Source organism: Falsirhodobacter sp. 1013, assembly GCF_051195255.1.
Taxonomy (GTDB): Bacteria; Pseudomonadota; Alphaproteobacteria; order Rhodobacterales; family Rhodobacteraceae; genus Falsirhodobacter.
The window spans coordinates 1-17,261 of the sequence record NZ_JBNJLK010000018.1 but is presented as its reverse complement, the minus strand read 5'-3'; the positions used below and the strand labels follow the sequence as shown (position 1 = coordinate 17,261).

14 protein-coding genes and 3 pseudogenes are annotated in these 17,261 nt (G+C 63.6%); 7 read left to right on the top strand and 10 right to left on the bottom strand.

Going from position 1 to position 17,261, the window contains the following annotated elements; genetic code table 11:
* Positions 1-47: 47 nt before the first annotated feature.
* The 3 genes from ACSHZY_RS16450 to ACSHZY_RS16440 all read left to right on the top strand — a co-directional run bounded on the left by ACSHZY_RS16450 (position 48) and on the right by ACSHZY_RS16440 (position 1,726).
* Complete coding sequence (locus tag ACSHZY_RS16450) at positions 48-473, top strand: HD domain-containing protein (protein WP_435170978.1); 426 nt, start codon at positions 48-50, stop codon at positions 471-473.
* Positions 474-733: 260 nt separating this feature from the next.
* Positions 734-1,270, top strand: coding sequence for a hypothetical protein (locus ACSHZY_RS16445; protein WP_435170976.1), 537 nt, complete (start codon positions 734-736; stop codon positions 1,268-1,270).
* 9 nt (positions 1,271-1,279) lie between these two features.
* Positions 1,280-1,726, top strand: a complete 447-nt coding sequence (locus ACSHZY_RS16440) for a DUF421 domain-containing protein (RefSeq protein WP_435170974.1) — start codon at positions 1,280-1,282, stop codon at positions 1,724-1,726.
* Here ACSHZY_RS16440 and ACSHZY_RS16435 read toward each other — a convergent pair.
* The 4 genes and pseudogenes from ACSHZY_RS16435 to ACSHZY_RS16420 form a co-directional block, all read right to left on the bottom strand.
* Positions 1,713-2,101: pseudogene (locus tag ACSHZY_RS16435) on the bottom strand (erythromycin esterase family protein). The gene ACSHZY_RS16440 and the pseudogene ACSHZY_RS16435 sit on opposite strands and share 14 nt — an antisense overlap.
* Positions 2,092-2,283, bottom strand: coding sequence for a hypothetical protein (locus tag ACSHZY_RS16430; RefSeq protein WP_435170973.1), 192 nt, complete (start codon positions 2,281-2,283; stop codon positions 2,092-2,094). Before ACSHZY_RS16430 ends, ACSHZY_RS16435 begins: the two are co-directional and overlap by 10 nt.
* 554 nt (positions 2,284-2,837) lie before the next feature.
* Positions 2,838-3,644, bottom strand: a complete 807-nt coding sequence (locus ACSHZY_RS16425) for an NtaA/DmoA family FMN-dependent monooxygenase (RefSeq protein ID WP_435170971.1) — start codon at positions 3,642-3,644, stop codon at positions 2,838-2,840.
* The gene (locus ACSHZY_RS16420) at positions 3,617-4,054 is read right to left on the bottom strand and encodes an LLM class flavin-dependent oxidoreductase (protein ID WP_435171035.1); all 438 of its coding nucleotides are present in this window, start codon (positions 4,052-4,054) and stop codon (positions 3,617-3,619) included. The genes ACSHZY_RS16425 and ACSHZY_RS16420 overlap by 28 nt, the downstream gene beginning before the upstream one ends.
* An 82-nt stretch (positions 4,055-4,136) precedes the next feature.
* Here ACSHZY_RS16420 and ACSHZY_RS16415 point away from each other — a divergent pair, with 82 nt between their 5' ends.
* Entirely contained in the window at positions 4,137-4,757 is a 621-nt protein-coding gene (locus ACSHZY_RS16415) for an AraC family transcriptional regulator (RefSeq protein ID WP_435171033.1), read from the top strand.
* Positions 4,758-5,319: 562 nt separating this feature from the next.
* Here the strand turns inward: ACSHZY_RS16415 and ACSHZY_RS16410 are convergent.
* Complete coding sequence (locus tag ACSHZY_RS16410) at positions 5,320-6,639, bottom strand: nucleotide disphospho-sugar-binding domain-containing protein (protein ID WP_435170969.1); 1,320 nt, start codon at positions 6,637-6,639, stop codon at positions 5,320-5,322.
* A 476-nt stretch (positions 6,640-7,115) separates the two neighbouring features.
* Between ACSHZY_RS16410 and ACSHZY_RS16405 the strand changes: the two genes are divergently transcribed.
* On the top strand, positions 7,116-7,382 hold the full coding sequence (locus tag ACSHZY_RS16405; protein WP_435170968.1) for a hypothetical protein: 267 nt from the start codon (positions 7,116-7,118) through the stop codon (positions 7,380-7,382).
* Between the two features lie 296 nt (positions 7,383-7,678).
* Here ACSHZY_RS16405 and ACSHZY_RS16400 read toward each other — a convergent pair.
* From ACSHZY_RS16400 to ACSHZY_RS16390, 3 genes and pseudogenes are all read right to left on the bottom strand, one after another.
* Positions 7,679-8,126 (bottom strand): annotated as a pseudogene (locus ACSHZY_RS16400) (transposase); the annotation flags it as partial.
* Positions 8,127-8,747: 621 nt separating this feature from the next.
* Positions 8,748-10,856 carry an NEL-type E3 ubiquitin ligase domain-containing protein gene (locus ACSHZY_RS16395; RefSeq protein WP_435170966.1) on the bottom strand — a complete coding sequence of 703 codons (2,109 nt, stop codon included), beginning with the start codon at positions 10,854-10,856 and terminating at the stop codon, positions 8,748-8,750.
* A gap of 69 nt (positions 10,857-10,925) precedes the next feature.
* Positions 10,926-12,197, bottom strand: coding sequence for a hypothetical protein (locus ACSHZY_RS16390; RefSeq protein WP_435170964.1), 1,272 nt, complete (start codon positions 12,195-12,197; stop codon positions 10,926-10,928).
* 410 nt (positions 12,198-12,607) lie between these two features.
* On the opposite strand from ACSHZY_RS16390, the pseudogene ACSHZY_RS16385 reads away from it, so the two are divergent.
* A pseudogene (locus tag ACSHZY_RS16385) lies at positions 12,608-12,955 on the top strand (DDE-type integrase/transposase/recombinase); the annotation flags it as partial.
* A gap of 444 nt (positions 12,956-13,399) precedes the next feature.
* On the opposite strand, the gene ACSHZY_RS16380 reads toward ACSHZY_RS16385, so the two are convergent.
* Both ACSHZY_RS16380 and ACSHZY_RS16375 read right to left on the bottom strand, forming a co-directional pair.
* Positions 13,400-14,731: an MFS transporter gene (locus ACSHZY_RS16380; RefSeq protein WP_435170962.1), complete on the bottom strand. Its 1,332-nt coding sequence runs from the start codon at positions 14,729-14,731 to the stop codon at positions 13,400-13,402.
* Between the two features lie 246 nt (positions 14,732-14,977).
* Positions 14,978-16,204 (bottom strand): L-talarate/galactarate dehydratase, encoded by a 1,227-nt coding sequence (locus ACSHZY_RS16375; protein ID WP_435170960.1) that lies wholly within the window; start codon positions 16,202-16,204, stop codon positions 14,978-14,980.
* A gap of 62 nt (positions 16,205-16,266) precedes the next feature.
* On the opposite strand from ACSHZY_RS16375, the gene ACSHZY_RS16370 reads away from it, so the two are divergent.
* Positions 16,267-17,181, top strand: a complete 915-nt coding sequence (locus tag ACSHZY_RS16370; RefSeq protein WP_435170958.1) for a LysR family transcriptional regulator — start codon at positions 16,267-16,269, stop codon at positions 17,179-17,181.
* The last annotated feature ends 80 nt before the right edge of the window (positions 17,182-17,261 follow it).

Sequence of the window (17,261 nt, the reverse complement as noted above, 5' to 3'; positions counted from 1 at the left end):
GACATCGCCGCTATGTTGAAGCTTTCCCCAATGTAAGGCGTGTCGGCATGGATCTTGAGCGGGCTATCGAAATTGCAGCGCAAGCGCATCGTGGTCAGGTCGACAAGGCGGGCCAACCCTACATCCTGCATCCCTTGCGTGTCCTGCAGACCTGTACGACGAACGAGGAGCGGATCGTCGCGGCCCTTCATGACGTGATCGAGGACAGTGACTGGACGCTGGACGATCTGCGTCGCGAGGGGCTGACCGAAGAGCTGGTGGGTGCGGTCGATGCCATGACACGGCGGGACGACGAAACCTATGCCGATTTCGTGGACCGCGCGTCGCGCAACCCGATCGCCCGTGCCGTCAAGATCGCGGATCTTCGGGACAATCTGAACACCTCGCGTCTTGCGGATCTTACGGATGCAGACGTGCAGCGGACGCAGAAATATCAAGAAGCGCTCAACATGCTGGGGCTTCCTTCGGCCTGAGACTTCGTTGAGCGCGTACTCCCGGATCGCTATTGGCGGGATGACCGGCACACGGACAGGTGCGATCGGCCTTGTCACCAAGACCAACGCAACGTGAACGGCGATGGATCCTGATGTCGGGATCATCCCCATGACTGGCACAGACAGGACCAGCGCGCTGCTCTCCCTTTCATGGTTTGCGCAGCGATGCGCCTTCCAGCTTTCGGTGGTGGAAGATATGTCCTGCGGAACCGCGAGCGCCTTGGCATTGTTCGAAGATCATGGCGTTTCCGCGGAGGGTCGAGGTGAAGAGCGAAGACATCAGCATTCCACCGGTGCGCGACGACGGCCTTCAATTGGAAGAACGGCGGGACATCCAAAGGGTGTTCTGGACCGTCCAGCGTGTATCCTGGGCCTTCTTCGGGTTAATTTGCCTGATCGCGCTGCTCGGCTTTACAGGCAGTGGCGGCATGTTCCAGAAGCAGAAGGTCTTCTTTGCCGATGCCGAGGTCGAACTGCCGCGTATCACCCGGTGGGAAGGATCCGATGGTCTTCGTGTCCGCTTCACCTCGGCCGGGGTCAAGCCGGAGATCCTCATCGCGCAGCCCTTCTTTGACCTCTTCTCCATCGAAAGGATCCAGCCGGAACCGCAAGAGAACGCACTTGCGTCAGCCGGGCAGCGCATGACCTTCGTGGCGGAAGGCGCCCCGCCCCATGAGGTATCCATCAGCATCCGGTCCATGCATTTCGGGCGGGCGAAGTTCGACATGACCGTCGGGGGAGAAACCCAAACGGTCAACATTCTGGTACTGCCGTAAGAGGTTGGGATGGATTCCGTCATTCGCGGTCTGGCCGTATATTTCGTTCTGCTGATCATCGCGCGCCTGTCGGGCCGGCGCACCTTGGCACAAGCGACCCCCTTCGATTTCGTTCTTCTGCTGATCATCGCGGAGACGACGCAGCAGGCCCTGCTGGGCGACGACTTCTCGATCGTGAACGCGTTCGTCCTGATTGTCACGCTGTTCGCCACGGACGTCTCCCTCGCCTTTGCCAAGGCCCGTTCGGCCCGGCTGGCCTTGTGGCTGGACGGGGCGCCGACCGTTCTCATCAGCAACGGAAAGATCGATGGGGAGGCGTTCCGCCGCGCCCGGGTCAGCGTGTCGGACGTGCTGGAAGCGGCGCGGGCGCAGCAAGGGGTTGCGTCGCTGGACAAGATCGAGGCTGCGGTGCTGGAAACGAGCGGGGGGATCAGCATCATTCTCAAAGAGAACTAGGCGCCTTTCGGTCATTCGGCTGCTTTTCAGCGACGCTACCCTGATCGTGCGCCGCCGCCAACACAGCGGTCCGGTCGAACCAGACCCAACCGTCGTATTGCTGCGACAGGGCCGTCTGCATGTAGTGGCTGAGGAGCTCAGTTTCAGGATCGTAGGTGACGCCGATGAACTGTTGCAGTCGGCTTTGGGCCAGCGTGTCGTGCAGGCGGCGACCGAGGACAGGTCCAGCAAGAACTGCGGCACCCCGCCGTCATGGCAGAGGCGCTCCACGGTCCCGGGATGCGACGGCTTCACGTCTTTCCCTTCGGCCGGCCCGTCCCAGTCCGAAGCGGCGGTCACCGTCCCCCTACGCGTGTCAAAGCCGATCAGGGCCATCTGATCCTCCACTCCTCCCGTGCCAGCTGGCTAAGGTTGTGCTCGCCCATGCTCTTCCCCATCTCGCTGTGCCGCGCGCCGAAGGCGACGAAGGTGACGCCGTGCCGTTCGATCATGTGGCGCGTGATGCCGGCTCGGGACCGGTAGAATTCCGCGGTTCCGTGACTTGCGTCGCCCAGCATCAGGAGGCGACGTTCGCCCCATCTGTCGAAAGCGGCGGCGAGGGCGGGAGAGCCGGTCGGCAGCAGAACTTCCGCAGCATCGGCGATCCGCAGGCGACATCTCCCGGCTGATCCAAGGAGGCTTGCGGTATCCTAATGTTGAACACCTTCCGGCGAGTTGTAAAGCCGTTGCCCTTTCTCGATGTTCCCGCACCTCTGAAATTTGCTGTGCCGCTCCGCGATGGTCGACGCCTGTCGAATGACAACGGCGCGTCGCTTGGGTTCGGGCGCAAGAAGGCACTGTTCATCTTTCGAGGGGTGCTTCGTAGCAGATGCCGTTCTCCCCGCACGCCAACCATTGCAGGGCGACGGCACATTAGGGTCAGGGCTCTTTCTCGCGTCATAGCCAGAACATCACAAGGCGCGGGCCTGCGTGGTCAGGGCATCGGGCTCGTGCTGTCGCTGCGGTGGCCGGCGCGGACCTGGTTCGGAACGTACCAAAGGTACGCGACGCGCGAGGTCATAACGATGCCGCGTGTCCGTGATGGTGGGTGGCGGTGAAGGCCAAGGGGCTTTCATACATTTCTTGCGCCGCATAAGGTTGTTCGGGCGGGGCAGCCAATGGGATCCCGCAGGGTGGTTCTGGCGTAGTCATGTCGGAACATACCGCGCTTGCGCAGGATCGGCACAACCTGCTCGGTGAACATCTCGAACCCGCCGGGCAGCCAGGGCGGCATCACGTTGAAGTCGTCCGCTGCGCATTGCTCGAACCGGATTTCCATCGCGTCGGCGATCTGGTCGGGCGTGCCTGTCATCACCCAGTGCCCACGCGCACCCACCAGCCGGTGAACAAGCTGCCGAAGGGTGGGATTTTCGTGGTTGATGATGTCCAGCAAAAGCTGGAACCGGCTGGCGACGCCCCCCTCTCCCCCCGTGTCGAGGAGGTGGCGGGGGAACGGTGCGTCCAGATCATGGCCGGTCAGGTCCAGTCCGATCAGGCGCTGCAGCTGTCCCGGCCAATAGGACGCCTGCGTCAGGTCGTTCAACTCCTCCTGCAGGGCCTTCGCTTCCGCCGCGGTGGAGCCGATATAGGGGCTGATACCGGGAAGAACCTTCAGGAAGCGCGGGTCCCGTCCGGCGGCAAGGGCACGGGACTTGATGTCGTGATAGAAGGCCTGCGCGCTGTCGAGCGTCTGGTGGGCGATGAAGACCGCTTCGGCATGGCGGGCACCGAAGTCGCGCCCGTCTTCCGACGATCCGGCTTGCACGTAGACCAGCCGCCCCTGTGGGGTTCGGGGCAGGTTCAGCGGGCCCTGCACGCGGAAATATTTGCCCACATGATTGATCTCGTGGATCAGGTCGGTTTCCGCGAAGACGCCCACGCCTTGTCGAACCGCAGTGCACCCTCCTCCCAAGAATCCCACAGCTTGGTCACAACCTCAAGAAAGTCGGGGGCTCGGGCGTACCGCTGCGCGTGAAGGGGGTGGTGATCCAGCCCGAAATTGGCCGCCGCCGTGGGCTGGCTGGTGGTGACGATGTTCCACCCCGTCCTGCCGCCGCCGATGTGATCCGCCAACGCGAACAGGCGCGCCAGGTTGTAGGGTTCGTTGTAGGTGGTCGACGCGGTCGCGATGAAGCCGATATGGGTCGAGACCGCGGCAAGCGCCGCGATGGTCGTCAGCGGCTCCAGCCGGAAGCGGCTGGAGTATCGGATGTTGTCGGCCAGCGCCGGGCCGTCGGCAAAGAAGGCGGCGTCAAACTTTGCGGCCTCGGCCTGCTTGGCCGACCGGATATGCGGTGGTCAGCGATTCGGCGTTGATCCCGACCGACGGCCAGCGCCTTTATGGTGACCATGGACGCGACGTCGTCCGCATCTGCGGGAAGAGGCGGTCGCGATCGGCGGATCCGTTATCCTTGCGGAACCCGATGCAGGTTTCTTCTTGAACATGTTGCCTAACTTCATGTTCGTACCGCGGGGCACTTCGGGATCCAGAGCGATATCGGCCATCCTCTCCCTCATGTCGGAGGAGACGGAGCGGGATGCGATCGGGTCCGGCGTCGTGTCGTCGCGTCTTGCCGACGTCCTGTTGGTCGAAACCCTCCGCACCCATGTCGGTCAGGTCGGGCCCCATGAAAGAGGGTGGTTCGGCGCGCTGATCGACCCTCGGATGGGCCGGGCGCTGCGGGCCCTGCATGAGGATGTCGCGCGGTCGCGGACCGTGGCCGATCTTGCGGGTGGCGCCGGGATTTCCCGCGCCGCCTTTCCGGCGGAGTTCACCCGCCGCATCGGTCAGCCGCCCCTTTCATACCTACGCTCGTGGCGCCTCACCCTCGCGCGAAGGACGCGGTCCCGTGGGGAAGAAATGGTGGCCAGCGTGGCATATGCAGTCGGCTATCGTTCCCAGGGCGCGTTCACCCACGCGTTCCGTCGCACCTTCGGAACCTCGCCAAGACATGACGCGGCCGCGACAGGCAGCGGCGCGTCTTCACCGTGATGTTCGGGGGACGGTGGTCTGAAGGATGGCTGCGGGCTCAGGATCGCCTTCCGAGTGTCGACCGGCTCGCCCAAGGGTCAGCTACCTCGTCCCGCGGATAAGGTCGCAGGCGAAGCGGGCAGCGAGATAAGGGACGTAAGCACCTTCCAGCCCTTCGACGATCAGAAAGAGGCTGGCGAAGGTTTGTGCTATGGCGGCCAGATCCAGATAACGACGGTCAGACACACCACGTCGCAAAGAGTGATCCCGGCCAACGGAAACATCGGCGCCTTTGGTCTGCTGTCCATTGACCGGCGACAAGCGCTGTCATGCCCAAACCGGGATGGCAGCCGATAAGACAAGCGCGGCCGCATCGCGATCACGACTCGTCCCCAAATCCGCGAAGGCCGATCGAAAAAAGATGCCGTGGGGTCCATGCTCCCCAAATGTGGCGATGGGCGCTTTTTATCAGATCATCTGACGAAGCGGCCCACCAATATCAAGGCGGCGTAAGGTGCCTTTATCGGAGGTAGGAGGCAATGTGATGCATTGAAGGGTTCCATGATGATGACATGATCTTACGCTAGACGGCCTCGCGGGCGGGCAGGGGGATGTGGTCGGACATGGCTTCAACGGCGCGAAGCAGCTCCGTTGCCGGGTCAAGCCGACGGTACTCACGGCTCAACGCCTCAGCCGCCCTTTTCAGTGACTTCTCCTGCAAGCCGCGCATGATCGCATCACGCAAATCTCCGACCGTCGGGCGGTCGGTCCGGAGATTGAGGCCCGCCCCGGCCCATTCGACCCTCGCGGCGACTTCGGCCTTGTCCTCCGACGTGCCGGCGACGACCAGCGGCACGCCGTGACGCAGCGCCTGCTGCACACCGCCATAACCGCCGTTGGTCACGACAAGATCGGCGAACGGCAGGATGCGCTCGTAAGGCAGGTAATCGGACATCCGGGCGTTCGGGGGAAGGTCCGCGCATTTCTGCCCATCTGCCTTGCCGCCCGTCGCAACTACGAGAGCGTCCATGTCGGCGGCAGCCTCCAGCGCCGGCCGGACAAGCTTGTCGAGATCCCGCGCCACGGTTCCTTGGGTGACGAAGATGAGCGGACGCCCCATCGCTTGTGCTTCCGCGACCTCAGGCCACCAGACAGGCGGGACGAAGGGCTGCGGGGCAACAGGCGCGGACCCGATCATTCTCAGGTTCGGCGGCATGTTTCGACGGGGATACTCCAGGCCCGGAACGCTCAGCTGCAAGAATTGGTCGGGCAGGAAGGTCGCCGCGTCCAGGAAGGAAAACGGGCTGGCCTTCGCCCCTAAAGAAACAAGTTCTCTCTGCAGGAGAAGGGTCGAAGGACGCAAGGGCCCCGTGTCCATGGCCTTCCTGAGGGCGGCGTAGTGTCCGCAGTCCGAGGACGCAGCGGGGAGCAGGCCCGACCCGAAGGGCGCCAGCACAGGGTCGCCCGACATCAGGGGCGTTATGCCCAAAGCGATCACCGCCAAAGGCTTCGGCCCCGGCATCCCGAGGCGCAGTGGCCAGCTGCCCGCGAACATGTGGTTGCAGATCAGGATGGCCGGCCCATCGTGCAGAGCGGTCTGCGCGGCACGGGCCTGATCGGCCATGGGTTCGATGAAAAGGGTCCGCAGGTCATAATCCAGCAGTTCCGGCCCCGGCACCACGTGTTTTCGGGCGGGGAAGGTCATGTTCACGTCGGCCGCGTCGTAATCCGCCTTTCCCCGCAAGGGGACATGTCGGATACCTTCCGCCCGAAGACGATCCGTCCAGCGGGATCCCGTGACGAAGGTCACATCATGCCCCGACGCACGAAGTTGGGATAGAAGCGACAGCACCGGAAGCACATGTCCCGTCTGCGAAGTGGTTGCGACGACGATGCGGACCATTGGGAACCTCTTGAAGTAAAGACACTTTAAGGATATGGCAGATACATCACAACTATGTTACGCGACTTCGTCCTGAAGAAGGAGTTGGCAGGACGTTTGCGAGGTGGAACAGCCACGCGAGCCGTACCTGCCCTCATCAAGGTACCGCCACCGTCATCCTTTTCCGCGGACTTCATCCGCGAGGTGGCCGCCGATGCCGACGGGTGCCTGGTGGATGGTCGGTCCAGCGATGACATGCGCGCTAAAATGCTGTTTCGTTTGCGTGGCCCAGGATGCCGGCGATCGCGTCGACTCTCAGATCCGTGTCCTGAAGCAGGGTTTCGGCTTTCTGTTGGCGCGAGGAATGGGCGATCTCGTGGAAACGTCGTCCCTCTTGTGCGAGGCCCCTTTGCAGACTTCTGGGCGGCCATTTTCAGAACGGCCGCAATGTCGGTGACCCTCGCAGGTTTCAGCCCTGTCAGCATGTCGATGACGGCATGAACGTCGCCGGACAAGGAGTCGGTCCCCGGCTGAACCCCCATCAGGCCGGACAGGTGCCGGTCGATCATGTCTGGATCTTCCTCGTGATGAACCTGATCGGCCGCGTCCGCTTGCAGGATCATTTGGTTAGAGCGCTGCAGAAACTGCACCGGAACCCCGAACAGTTGATCAAGCTCTTCGGGGTCTCGGGGGGCGAGAAGTGCAGTTCCGCGGGCTTCCATCTTGCGTCGAAGCCGGAGCGGATGAGCATGAGTGATGTATAGACTGCCCCCTTGATCTCGGTGAAGGCTGGTAGTCGCGTGACCGTGCAAAAAGAAGGTCAGCCGGAAGGCCTACGTTATCGGATCAGGCTGCACGTTCCCGAAGGCGACCCGACATCTCTGCCTCCTAGACCTTCTTTGCCACCGCCTTTCCCAAGCCTCTGGGTCTTCGTTGGACACGAGACCATGTCGCCCCACCGGACAGCGCCATTGAAGAAGGAGATGCATCGTCGATAGACGCGGCTTTTCAGCTATCCCGTCGATTAACCCTCTGATGTACGATCTGGGATTGACGCCGTTCAAGATCGTTGTTGCGGACTCCGGCGTTGAAGCATGATGTCCCATTGCCCCGCTGAACTCACCACGCGTTCGGTTTCGGCGGTGCCGAAGATGCTGAAACGGTTCATGAGGGCCACGCGGGGGTGGACTTCGGCCATTTGCCTGTCCGGATCTCGTGAGGCGATGTGCTCACCGAAGGACTTCAGGCCGCGCATTGTCGCCTTGATCCGGCTCCGGGCGGCCGGGCACTTCTCTTTCCCGAGGCGTCCGTTCCTGCGGATCGGGATGATGGCCGTGCCGCCGCGATCAGACAATTGCGGTGTGACACTGCCGGGTGTCGAAGGCGCCGCCGCCGATCACCGTGCCGACCGGTTCATCGGCCGGGATCTGATCCAGCAGATCCGGCAGCACAAGGCTGTCGCCTTCGCGGCTTGAGGTGAACTCCACCGCTCGGATGTCGCCGGTCGATGGACGCAGATCAGACCATCATCCGCAGGCTCGGCGACGGATGCGCCCCGTACGATGCCCCCGCCGCCTGCGGGATCAAACCCCGGACGGTGATAGATAAAGGCCGTCCGGCAACAAATCAACCCAAAGTTGCATCCTGAGGTGCGGCAAACTGACGGGTGCGGCACAAATACTCGCGCTGGCTGTTGCTCCATCACGTCACTCGTCAACATCGCACCCGTCAGCCACGGTAAGAACCCCCGACCGCAGCCTTCGGTCCCGATAGATGTCCCACGTCGGCGGTATCTCTCCTATCAGCGGACATCATGCACCCATCAGACCAGGGTCTGATGGAAGACGCTGAAGTTTTTGCCGTCATCTGCGCGATCCGGTGATCACCCCACCGATCTGGAACGTCAGGCGGATGATGTGGCCTGACCAGCCGGAGTTCCAGACAATCCTACCAGCCGGCCCGGTACCAAAAAAATCGGCATCCAGCGCCCGAATGTCGGCCACGGCTCATGTGCAGCGCATCAGCGCCTCTCTCAGCCAGACAGGTGCGCATGGATCAGGTCCTTGCGGAGCCTGATTGGCCCTTAGGGAGCAAAGTCAACAGGTCCCGATCCCGAACCGCCCGAAGGATCAGCTTCCCTCACCCGCGGCGTCCAGCGACAGGCCGCGCGTCTCCAGGATCTTCCGCGTCAGGGCCGCGCGCTTTTCCCGCTCTAACTGCTTTGAATAGAACAGCGTCTTTTGCAGGTCAGCGGCGTGGTCCCCCGTCAGGCCCATCTCCTCCAGTTCCGCCTTCACCCGGGCGGCAAGGGGGGCGCCGGTTTCCTCTTCCAGCTCCTCCCTCATCGTAGCGTAATCCTCGGGGGCGAGGCGCCGCATCACCAACGCCCACGGCTCCCACTTGCCGGCAAAGTAGGCGGGAAACTTCCGCGCTTCGTCCCCCCGCACCTTGCGCAGCGCCAAGGCGAGATCCTCCGGCTCCACGTCGGTGGAATCGTAGTACTTCATGTCCGGCGCGATCAGGTCCAGATCCAGTTCCTCGCGCAGCTTGACCTGATAGGCCAGGTGGACCTGGATGTGCTCGTTGTCCTGGTCATAGCCCAGGGCTTCGGCCTTGGCGCGGGCGATGTCGGCCAGCTTTTCCGTCCGGTACATCTGGCGCCCCTTGTCCAGCAGGGCGTCCAGCCGGTCGTCGTAAAGCCCGTCCTCTACGTCGGCGGCGACGCGCGCGATCTGCATGTCGTTCCAGATGTAGGTGACGCGGTCGTCGCAGCGCGTGGTCGCGCTGAAGCTCACAAGGAAGAACTTCTGGCGCAGGTTTTCCCGCAGGGTGGCGGCGCGGATGTTGCTGGCCACGGCCTCGCGCATCGCGGGGCTTTGGAAGGTGCCCACCCCGGACAGGCGGTCAAGGAAGTCGCCGAAGGCCTTTGCCCCTGTTTCCTCGACGAAGCCGGTCCACTGGCGGCACAGGGCGTCGTCGCCCAGCCAGGCGCCGACGCTTTGGGTCAGGGCCTCGGGCTCGGCCTCCTCGTCCGAGTCGTAGGAGGCTTCGGAGCCCGCCTCCCCCGCCATCCAGCCATCGGGCACCACCGCGTCGCGCTCCTCGTCCAGGATCACCCAAAGGCCTGGATTGGCGTCGCGCGCTTCAAGGATGGCCGCGCTGGCCAGCAGCCCGAAGGAGTTGCCGTTGAGGTGGATCTCGCCCGGGCTGGCGAAGGTCTCGATGAGGCTGTCCGGCACCTCTTCCAGGTTGTTCTCCGAGACGTCGAGGTAGGTGACGCTGTCCGGCACGCGGTCGGGCAGGGTTGTCAGGGCGTTGTGGCTGGCGTTCAACTCTTCCAGCGCGGGGGGCAAGCGGTCCGGAAGCTGTTCGATCACGTTGTGGTGGACGCTGAGGGTCTTGAGCCCGGCAGGAAGCGTCTCCGGCAGGGCCGCCAGCCAATTCTCTGATGCGTCGAGGTTGCCGAGCGTCGAGGGCAAAGTGGCGGGCAGTTCACTGAGCGTGTTCTTGGACACCTTCAGGTCCAACAGCCCTTCGGGCAGCGTGTCGGGCAGCGCCTCCAGCCGGTTCTTGCGCGCGTCCAGCGACCGCAGCCCGGTGGGCAGGGTGCCGGGCAGGGCGGTCAGGTTGTTGCCGGTCACGCCAATGGTCTCCAGACCCTCGGGCAGGGTGTCGGGCAGGGCGGCCAGTTCGTTGTCATGTGCACGCAGGGCCTTCAGGCCGGGGGGGAGGGTGTCGGGCAGGCGGGTCAACGCGTTGTGCGACGCGTCCAGCCGTTGCAGGCCCTGCGGCAGCCGGTTGGGCAGGGTCGTCAGGCCGCAGCTCGTCAGCTTCAGGTCCTGCACCGTGTCGGGAAGCGTGTCGGGCAGGATCGCGAAGGCGTTCGCCGACAGATCGAGGGTCTGCACGCCGGCAGGCAGGGCCGCGGGCAGGGCGGTCAGGCCAAGGGCGGAAAGGTCCAGCGGCGCCCCCGGGCCCGCCGGGTCTTGCGACCAGGCCCGAATGCGGGCGGCCGCGGTGGCGCGATCCTCCTCATCAAGGTCGTGCGCTTCGGCGGCCCAGTTGTCCAGCGCCTGTTCCCATGGAAGGGCGGTGGCGGTGGCCGCCATGACCGCGTCGATGCTGTCCGTGGCCGGATCGACTGCCGGGCTTTCGCCGGTCAGTTCCGCGATCCAGCGGATCTGCTGGCCGTTCAGGCGCAGGGCCGCGCGGTTGGAATGTGCCTGGTTCTGATCCATTTTTTCGTCCTTTCGCAGGCCCGCGCCGACCCGGGGCGCCGTCCTGATGATGCAGAATGCCGCTGCGTGTCAGGCGGCCAGCGATGCCTCGATCTTCGCGAGCCCGCGTTCCAGAACCGGGGTCACGTAGGCGCCCTTGCCGAAGGGCACGGCGGCGGTGATCGGGTTCGCCTGAAGGGCGGCGCGGCAAGAGGCGAGGCTGGCCAGTACGTCGCGTCGATCATTCGGAGTCAGCCCTTGCGCCCCGATCCTGTCGAGATGCCGCGTCAGGTCCGAAGACGCCACCTGCGCCAGCATAGCCTCCACGCGGGACCAGCCGTGGCCCAAATCCTCGATGCGCAGCGGGGTGTCCAGAAGCGCCAGATGCCCGTTCACCGCGGATTTCAGGTCGTTGAAATCGGACCGCGCTTCGGCCAGGCAGGTGGTCCAGGCCGCCCGTATCGGATTCGGAGCGGAGTCCACGAAATACTGCGCGATGCGGTCGGGGTCGGACAGGACCGGCAGCAGGGTTCGCGACAAGCGATCCACCAGCGCCAGGCGTTCATCGGCATGTCTTGCCTCGTCAAACAGGCCGGCGACCCGTTCCTCGATTTTATCGCGCGAAACGACCTCGTCGCGGCCCGCCCGATGCAGAACCTCCGTTGCCAGATCGCGGAAATGGTCCACGACCTCGGCGGCGGTCACGGGCTGATCGACGGGCCGGTCCTTCAGGACGTCCGCGTCCGCAGGGCCCAGCAAGGCGGTCTGCCCCACCTCCAGCAAAAGGCGCGTGACGGCGTTCTTCAGGATGTCGGGATTTGCGCGTTCGGTCAGCGCGGTCAGACGGTCGCGTGCGGTCGCATTGAACGCATCGGCATCGAAGCCGTCGACGCGCCGGACCCGCGTCAGGGCGGAGCGAGCCATGTCCGTGAGGATCGCGGCCTGCGAGGTCGCCGTCTCCCCCCACTCGTCCGGGGCAGGGGCGTCGGCCAGCGCCTCCTCCGGTGCCGGGGGGGCGGTCTCCCCCTCGTCAAACTGCGCGGCTAGAACCGGGTCGAGGACGAGCGGGCCCTGGGGATCGGCCTCATCCTCCAGATGACCGCCGAGGAGGACGCGCTTCGACCTTCCGGAGAGCTTCAGCCATGCGGTGAACAGGCGCTTCGCCCGCGCGAACGCGCCCTTGTTCATGAACAGGATGAGGGGCCCGTCCTCGCTGACAACGGCAAAGCCCGCCACCACAGGCTTCGCGCCGGTCCGCGCCACCTCGGACCTTGCGGCGGCTTTCGTCGGCTTCATGCGGATGACGGACAGATCCCCCAGCGTTCCCGCGGCAAAGGCGGCACCGACCTCCTTCCGGTTCATCAGGAACGAAAGTTCCTTCCGGGCCCTTGGCGTCTCGTCCTTGCTGGTCCACCCGTTCGCCATGATCTGCCTTCGCCTTCCGCTGTTGATACGGGATCCCCGGGTCTCGGGCGGCACCTGGCCGCCGCCTGATGCTGACGCAGGGGATCGAAACTGAGGACGTTATAGGCCGGACCCGACCGGAACAGCGCCATGCCGATTTCGGATGGACACATGCGAAGGATGGATGGTGCGGGGTCGATGGGCGCGCGGCCCCTTTGACCTGGACGGCTCGCGGCGGTTTCGGTGTGGATAGCCCCATGTTTTGTGGACGCCTTCTGCGCTCACTTTGAGGCACGGAGGCCATGATGGGCTCGTGCGATTTCACCGAAGATTTCAAGCGATGCGGTGGCGAAGATCACGGAGCGGGGCTGGCCGTCCGGCGACGCAAGCCGAAGCACAAGGTGCTGATCCACTTGGATCAGGGCAGTCAGTTCACCAGCATGGATTGGGCTGCGTTCCTGCGCGCCCACAATCTTGAGCATCGAATGAGCCGCCGCCGCAACGGCCACAACAACGCCGTCGCCGGGAGCTTCTTCAACCTGCTCGAACGTGAACGGATCAGGCGCAGGACCCACCGGACCCGTGAAGACGCAAGGCGGGACGCGTTCGATCACATCGAGAGCTTCTGCAACCCGAAGCGCAAGCGTGCGAGAAACGGGAGGCTGTCACCCGCCGAATTCAAACGGCGGCTGATGATGAGACGTGACGGCGTCTAGGAAATGTCGGCTGTTCAACACTTAACGGCCTGTCCCTCGCCTTGCTGGCACCGCACAAGATCGTTCGGGGATAGGTGTGCGAAACGCGCGGTGGACGGCGACAGGTTCACGTTGCCAGCGAAGCATCCGGCGGGTGGGATGATATGCCTGCGAGAAGGGCCAGCTTGTGACCCATGCGAACCGGCAGATCGACTGGTGCGATGCGAGAGCAGGGGAACGTGACCGCAACGACCGGCTCCTTATCGTCTGTTTCGGGGCCACCGGAACCTCGCTCTGGCAATGCGGCGCGGAGGCTATGCCTTCCTCTATGGCGGATGCCGGCATCCCGCTGACGACCGGCGGGCCGAGCAGGAGGCGGGGGGCGCCAAAAGGGGGTTACGGTCGGGCAATGGTTGAAACGGCGCCGGTGACGCCGTTTCAACGGCTGATCGTTGTGCGCCCCGTTTATCTGGGGGCGGGCCTGATGACTGCGCGTTCAAGTGGCCCCACGATTACCCAATAGCTGAATATCGCAATCAGGCCATGCAAGCCAATGAAGACAAGCGCCGAGGTGAATGTCCCAGAGGCGGCGACCAAATAGCCAATAACCAGCGGCGTGACGATTCCAGCAGTGTTGCCGATCGCGTTGAACACGCCGCCTGTGACGCCGATGATCTCACGTGGGGCAGTATCGGCAATGACGGTCCATCCCAAGGAACCGAACCCCTTTCCGAAGAACGCCAGTGACATCAGGAAAACAATCATGGACGGTGAGGTGACGACGGCACACAGCATGATGCCGCTGCTGAGAAGAAGACCGATTGTGATCGGCGTTTTTCGCGCGATCGTAAGTGACCCCGTACGGCGGAGCAGCCAGTCAGAGAAGAAACCCGTCGACACGCCACCGACGCAGCCCGCGATGGCCGGAAGCGCCGCGATGAATCCAGCGTTGAGGATGTTGATGCTCAGCGTCTTTACAAGATAGGTGGGGAACCACGACACATAGAACCAGGTGATCGCGGTAATCGCGTATTGGGCGATGAAGATCCCGACAAGCATCCGGTTGCGGAACAGGCCAAGGATCTCGGAGGTCTTCGGCCCACGCCTTGCAACGGTGACAGATTCTGCCGCGCTGCCTAGATCCACCAGAGCACCGCCCGCGCGAATATAATCGATCTCGGCTCCCGTTACCTGTGGATGCCGCGAAGGCACGTGGTAGAACTTCACCCAGAACACCGCGAGCACCAGCCCGAGGGCCCCCATGACGGTGAAGACATGCTCCCATCCGAACATGTGGTTCAGCCAGCCCATGAGTGGTGTGAAGATTGCTAGCGACAGGTATTGTGCACTGTTGAAGACAGCACCGGCCACCCCGCGCTCCGACGACGGGAACCATGCCGCGATAACGCGCGCTGAAGCCGGTCCTACGGGGGACTCGAAGATGCCCAACATGACGCGCAGGCAAAGAAGCGCCACGAACGGGAAAGCAAGATGTCCGACAAAGCCGGCGGCGAATGTCGAGATCGACCATAGGACAAGGCCGAAGAGGACCGTTTTTTTTGCACCTAGCTTGTCCACCAGCCATCCCGCTGGGAGATGTCCCAGAACGTACGCCCAGGCAAAAGCGGAGAATATCCATCCAAGTTCGACCGGATCGATCCCTAATTCGTCCACGATGCCTGGCCCCGCAACCGACATCGTGGCCCGATCGCCGGTGCTGAATGTCAGCACGATAGTGATCAGGGCAAGCGAAACATATCTGTAATGGCCCACACGTGGGACCTGCGCCTCTGTCATGAAGCTTCCTCCTCCTCGATCACCTGTCGGCGACGAGCCTGATGGTTTCAGACCGGAGGCATCCTCTCGGCCGATGGGTGGCGGATCACAGGCAAGTTCTCCTCCCTGCCGCGGGATCTCCAAATGTTCAGAAAAAACGGACGCGACTGCCGTCCGGTGGCCGCGATGTGACAGGCACATCCTGACAGGTATCGTTCTGTCAAAGCAGCGCAGGCCGCCCGAAAGCGGCCTGCTCCGGGACGAGCCTTAAAAGCCCTTCCCGAAGGACGCGCTTTCCTTGGTCCAGGCGCGCATCTGGCCCGACAGGGTCAGGCCGAGGCCGGGCCGGTTCGGCACGATCATCCGGCCTTCGAGCACTTCCAGCTTGTGCTCGAACATGGCCTCCGACCATTCGAAGTGCTCCACCCAGGGCTCGCGGCTGTAGGCGGCGGTCAGGTGCAGATGGATCTCCATGCAGTAATGTGGGGCAAGCTGCAGGTTCTTGTGGTCGGCCAGCGCGCAGATCTTCAGGAAGGGCGTGATCCCGCCCACGCGCGGGGCATCGGGCTGGATGAAGTCTACCGAATCGTTGCGGATCAGCTCGTAGTGCTCGGCCACGGAGGTCAGCATCTCGCCCGTGGCGATCGGGGTGGCGAGTTCGCGCGCAAGCATCGCGTGCCCTTCGGCGTCATAAGCGTCGAGTGGTTCCTCGATCCAGGTGAGGTTGAACTGCTCGGCGATACGGCCGAAGCGGAGAGCCGTCGTGCGATCCCATTGCTGATTGGCATCGATGGCCAGCGGCACGTTGCCGCCGACGTGATCGCGCACGGCTTCGATGCGCTGCAGGTCGATCATCGGATCGGGTTGGCCGACCTTCAACTTGACGGCGCCGATGCCCTGCTCCAGCGCCATCGAGACGCGGTCCTTCACCTCGGAAATCTCCATTGAGAGATAGCCGCCCGAAGTGTTGTAGCAGCGGACGGAATCGCGATGCGCGCCCAGCAGCTTCGCCAGCGGCAGGTTGGCGCGACGCGCCTTCATGTCCCACAGCGCGATGTCGAAGGCGGCCAACGCCTGAGTGGCGAGGCCCGAACGGCCGACGGAGGCCCCGGCCCAGTTCAGCTTCTCCCACAAGCGGCCGATGTCGTTGGGATCTTCGCCCAAGATGGCGTCCGCGATCTCGCAAGCATGAGCATACTGGCCGGGACCGCCGGCGCGCTTCGAGTAGGAGTAGCCGACGCCCTCGAAGCCCTGCTCGCTTTTCAGCTCGCAGAACAGAAAGGCGATTTCCGTCAGCGGCTTCTGCCGCCCGGCGAGCACCTTGGCATCAGAGATCGCCGAGTGCAGCGGCAGGTAGACGAGCGACAGCTTCACGCCGACGATGCGGTCGGTCGTGGCTTCGCCGGGCGGAAGGCCGGCGTTCAGCGGGTTCACGGGCAGCAGGCGCTTGCCGCTTTGCAGATCGAGCATGAGATCCTCCAAGAAATCCTTCATGGGAGTCCTATGCCTCTGCGCCATTCGCGTCTAATCTTATGATTGAATAGTCTTGATACAGGATGTGGATCACCGTGCTTGACCTCGCTCATGTCCGTTCATTCATCGCGGTTGCCAGCGATCTGCATTTTGGGCGAGCTGCGAACAAGCTGGGAATGACGCAACCTCCCTTGAGCCGTCAGATCCGGCTGCTGGAAGAATACCTTGGTGCCCAGTTGTTCGATCGTTCACGTCATGGTGTCAGATTGACCACCGCAGGGCAGACGTTCCTCCCAGAGGCCCGTCTGTTGATGGCACGCGCCGAGGCGGCGGAAGTGTCGGTGCGACAGGTGCGGGCGGAGCCGGAAGGGACGATCCGGCTGGGCTTCTACGGCGCGGCATCTTTCCGCCTTCTGCCGCACCTGATCATCGCCCTGCGTGATCGTTATCCGCGGGTGCGGCTGGACCTGCGGGAACTGGACGCCGTCGGGCAGAACGAGGCATTCTCCTTCGGGCGGCTCGACTTGGGATTGGTCCGTCCCTCGGCACAGCCGGAAGGGCTGGCGGTCGATCCTATCTTGCGCGAGCGGCTTCTGGTCGCGCTGCGTCATGACCATCCGTTGGCAAAACGAAGCCGCTTGCGCCCCGCAGATTTCGTGGGGCGACCTTTTATCGGCTACTCGCCGGAAGCCACCTACATGCACGATCTGGTGCGTTCCGTGCTGTCGGCCGACCAAGCCATGCCGGAGATTGCCCAGCAGGTCGCGCATGCCCAAGCCATGCTTTCGCTGGTCAGCGCCGGGCTTGGAATGTCGATCGTGCCGGAACACGCGCGTTTCGCAGGCATAGGCGATGTCGTGTTCCGCCCGCTTGTCACGAAAGAAGCGACGGCAATCACGCACCTCGTTTCCGCAGAGGATGCACGCCGCCCCGTCGTCTCTCTCGTGAGGCATGCGTTTCTCGAAGCGGGCGCCGCGCTCGAAGCCGAGCGCGGCTGATTTTCAGGCCAGATCACGCTCCAGCAGCGCGGCCGGCATGTTCTGGAAGGCGACGGGGCGCAGGAAGCGGCGGATCGACA

Bases quoted from the DNA above. Each gene is read 5' to 3' on its own strand.
- ACSHZY_RS16450 (WP_435170978.1), top strand. From the start codon at position 48: ATGGATCTTGAGCGGGCTATCGAAATTGCAGCGCAAGCGCATCGTGGT.
- ACSHZY_RS16445 (WP_435170976.1), top strand. From the start codon at position 734: ATGGCGTTTCCGCGGAGGGTCGAGGTGAAGAGCGAAGACATCAGCATT.
- ACSHZY_RS16440 (WP_435170974.1), top strand. From the start codon at position 1,280: ATGGATTCCGTCATTCGCGGTCTGGCCGTATATTTCGTTCTGCTGATC.
- ACSHZY_RS16430 (WP_435170973.1), bottom strand. From the start codon at position 2,283: ATGCTGGGCGACGCAAGTCACGGAACCGCGGAATTCTACCGGTCCCGA.
- ACSHZY_RS16410 (WP_435170969.1), bottom strand. From the start codon at position 6,639: ATGGTCCGCATCGTCGTCGCAACCACTTCGCAGACGGGACATGTGCTT.
- ACSHZY_RS16405 (WP_435170968.1), top strand. From the start codon at position 7,116: ATGAACGTCGCCGGACAAGGAGTCGGTCCCCGGCTGAACCCCCATCAG.
- ACSHZY_RS16395 (WP_435170966.1), bottom strand. From the start codon at position 10,856: ATGGATCAGAACCAGGCACATTCCAACCGCGCGGCCCTGCGCCTGAAC.
- ACSHZY_RS16390 (WP_435170964.1), bottom strand. From the start codon at position 12,197: ATGAACCGGAAGGAGGTCGGTGCCGCCTTTGCCGCGGGAACGCTGGGG.
- ACSHZY_RS16380 (WP_435170962.1), bottom strand. From the start codon at position 14,731: ATGACAGAGGCGCAGGTCCCACGTGTGGGCCATTACAGATATGTTTCG.
- ACSHZY_RS16375 (WP_435170960.1), bottom strand. From the start codon at position 16,204: ATGAAGGATTTCTTGGAGGATCTCATGCTCGATCTGCAAAGCGGCAAG.
- ACSHZY_RS16370 (WP_435170958.1), top strand. From the start codon at position 16,267: ATGTGGATCACCGTGCTTGACCTCGCTCATGTCCGTTCATTCATCGCG.